This window comes from Leptospira mayottensis 200901116, assembly GCF_000306675.2.
Taxonomy (GTDB): Bacteria; Spirochaetota; Leptospiria; order Leptospirales; family Leptospiraceae; genus Leptospira; species Leptospira mayottensis.
Genome location: NZ_CP024871.1, coordinates 1,342,501 through 1,345,000, shown reverse-complemented (window position 1 = coordinate 1,345,000; position 2,500 = coordinate 1,342,501). Strand labels below are relative to the sequence as shown.

Below are 2,500 nucleotides of genomic sequence, written 5' to 3'. Positions count from 1 at the left end.
TTCTTCCAAATCGGGAGTGGACTTAAATACAACTCCCAAATTCTTCAGGTTCTGAAGAATCAAGGAAAAACGAAGTCCTTTCATTGGAGAATCTTTCCCAAGAGTCACCGAAATTTTCCAACACTTGCCGGATTTACGGATCTCTTCTTCGAGTTCTCTCACCTCTTCCGCTTCAAGGTGAATTTCCAGTCCACCCGGTCGAGACGGAGTCGGTTTCGGTACGGACACTGGTTTCTCCGATTTAGGGGCAGGAGCCGAAGCAGTTGGAGCATCACCTACATCCGAAAAAGAAGAAGGATCTTTTTCGTAGGCATCCAGCTTTTGAATCATATCCGTAAACGGGGTATCGATTTTATTTCCTTCAGCCACACTTCGAATCACATATTTGATTAGGTCAAAACACTGAAAGAGAAGGTTAACGAGTGGAAGTTTGACTTGCAATTTACCGTCCCTTGTCAATTGAAGAAGATTCTCCATTTTATGAGCAAGATCGGAAAGATTATATAAGCCTACAAAGGCCGCGGAACTTTTTAAGGAATGAGCGGCACGAAAGATATCGTTGATGATCGAAAGGTTTTTATGATCGGCTTCGAGTCTGAGAAGGTTGGTGTTCAATTCTTCTATCTGATCTTCCGATTCCTCCAAGAATAGTTCGGTATATTCTCCTAGAATTCCAGCCATTAGATTGCCTCCCGTTCAAAGTTAATCAGGACGGATAAGTTTAGATTGAGTATCAACGTTTCGTCCGCCTGGCTGACTGATTCTATCAAGGAACTATAATTGAGAGTAAGGTCATCAGTGGTATTACTATTGATTTTGTCGTATTGGATCTTTACCACTTGCCTCACCGTATCCACGAGGATCCCCGCACGCTTTTCATCCTGCACAACGACGATAATCCTCGTAGATGGAATGATGTCGCTATAACCGATTCCGAAAACCTGCTTCAGATCTATTATCGGAATGATTTCTCCCCTAAGGTTGATCACCCCTAGAATATAGTCGCCTCCGTTCGGGATTCTTGTAATCGGAACCGGTTTTAAAATCTCATGGATCTTCAGAATATCGATTCCGAAAATTTCCTCGTTCACGTTAAAAGTTAAATATTCCTTCTGAGACTCTGTGGTCTTATCCGCTTCCAAGGATTCAAGGTAATGTCTACTATCGAATGAGGCCATATGATTGTTACCTAAGGTTCTCCATAAAAAATCCAGAATCAATCTATGAAACAGATTGCAATTTGTTTTTCAAGAACAATCGAAAGAAAGAATTTCCTAAATCTAAAAAATTCTTACACTTTTTCCAAAGTGAACTCTTTTTTCGATAAAACCAAAGTTACATGCTATACATAGATTACCGATCACGCATCTTTGTTCTACTAAGAACTGACACAACACCAAACGCCGAGAAATTAAATTTCGAAAACAACGGGCCGTTATCTGTTTTGCAAACCTAACATTCACTCTCCGGTGCCGATAAAATCTCAATCGAATCAGTGGCCCACAAGTCGTATCGTTAGACTTTCCACTCCCTAAGCGTCTTAGTGTTATTACCCAATTATCGATCTACGGAGAAACACTTACTTGAGTTTCTTGCCGCCGCATCCACTCATCGCGTCACTTGCCGTCGAATCTAACAACGTGAATAGCCGACATACTATCAAATAGACAATATTTTAACGTTTTTTCAGACGATTTGATAGTTTTTTTTCTCTGTAATAACTTGGCCTACTCTTATGTCGTGATCTTCTTTTGGAAAACTTGCAGGGAAAAGTTCCTCGTAAGTAAGTCCAATCAACTTACTCGGATCCACTGCACAAAGGGTTCTATCATAAAAACCCCCTCCACGTCCGAGGCGATAACCGAACTCATTATAACCTAAGGCAGGCACGATAATCCACTCAGCTTCGTGAGGACTCAAAGTCTTTGTTCCATTGGGCTCTAAAATACCGAATGGACCGTTTTTCCAAGCCTCAGGAAGAACAAACTCCAATTTCCGATCCATAATCTTTGGGAAATAAATTTCCTTCTCGGTCCAACCCAAAACTTTCGGATCAATCTTCACTTCCCACTTATCGGGAACGTAGGCGATGATCTTTCGCTCATTGGCCGTAATTTTTTTTAAAAATCCAAGAATAATCAGATCTTTTTTTTCCCTTTCTTCCAAAAGGGTAAGTAAAGTTCGAAGTGCATTTCTAGACTGAAGTTTCAACGAGATTGTTAAGCGGATTTAATTTCGAATAAAAGAAAAATCAAAGGTCCCCGATGATTCCTTCTTCCAACATCGTAATTAGTTTACGAGTTTTCTCTTCTATCTCTCCGGTTCCTATAGAAACAGACGGCGATTTCTCTTTGATTTCTTTCGTTTGCTGCAATTCATCGGCGAAGTTAAGTGCGGCTAAAATGGCGAGTTTTTGTCTTGAAGCCCCAGGCATCCCGGTTCCAAGCTCTCTAAGTTTACGATCCACGTCTTCCGCAAGGGAATAGATATAATCTTCCCC

Annotated in this window: 4 protein-coding genes (2 of these 4 running past the window's edge); all 4 read right to left on the bottom strand. The window is 41.0% G+C overall.

Going from position 1 to position 2,500, the window contains the following annotated elements:
* Positions 1 to 681 carry the beginning of a chemotaxis protein CheW gene (locus LEP1GSC190_RS05970; RefSeq protein ID WP_002760883.1) on the bottom strand. The gene continues 2,508 nt to the left of window position 1, outside the view, so 681 of the gene's 3,189 nt are visible here — the first part of the coding sequence; the start codon lies at positions 679 to 681; its stop codon lies beyond the left edge, outside the window.
* Positions 681 to 1,178 carry a chemotaxis protein CheW gene (locus tag LEP1GSC190_RS05965; protein ID WP_002760767.1) on the bottom strand — a complete coding sequence of 166 codons (498 nt, stop codon included), beginning with the start codon at positions 1,176 to 1,178 and terminating at the stop codon, positions 681 to 683. Before LEP1GSC190_RS05965 ends, LEP1GSC190_RS05970 begins: the two co-directional genes overlap by 1 nt.
* A gap of 508 nt (positions 1,179 to 1,686) precedes the next feature.
* Positions 1,687 to 2,211 carry a 5-formyltetrahydrofolate cyclo-ligase gene (locus LEP1GSC190_RS05960; RefSeq protein WP_002760735.1) on the bottom strand — a complete coding sequence of 175 codons (525 nt, stop codon included), beginning with the start codon at positions 2,209 to 2,211 and terminating at the stop codon, positions 1,687 to 1,689.
* A 40-nt stretch (positions 2,212 to 2,251) separates the two neighbouring features.
* Positions 2,252 to 2,500 carry the 3' portion of a cell division protein ZapA gene (locus tag LEP1GSC190_RS05955; RefSeq protein WP_002760851.1) on the bottom strand. It continues 63 nt past the right edge of the window, so 249 of the gene's 312 nt are visible here — the last part of the coding sequence; the start codon falls outside the window, past its right edge; it ends in the stop codon at positions 2,252 to 2,254.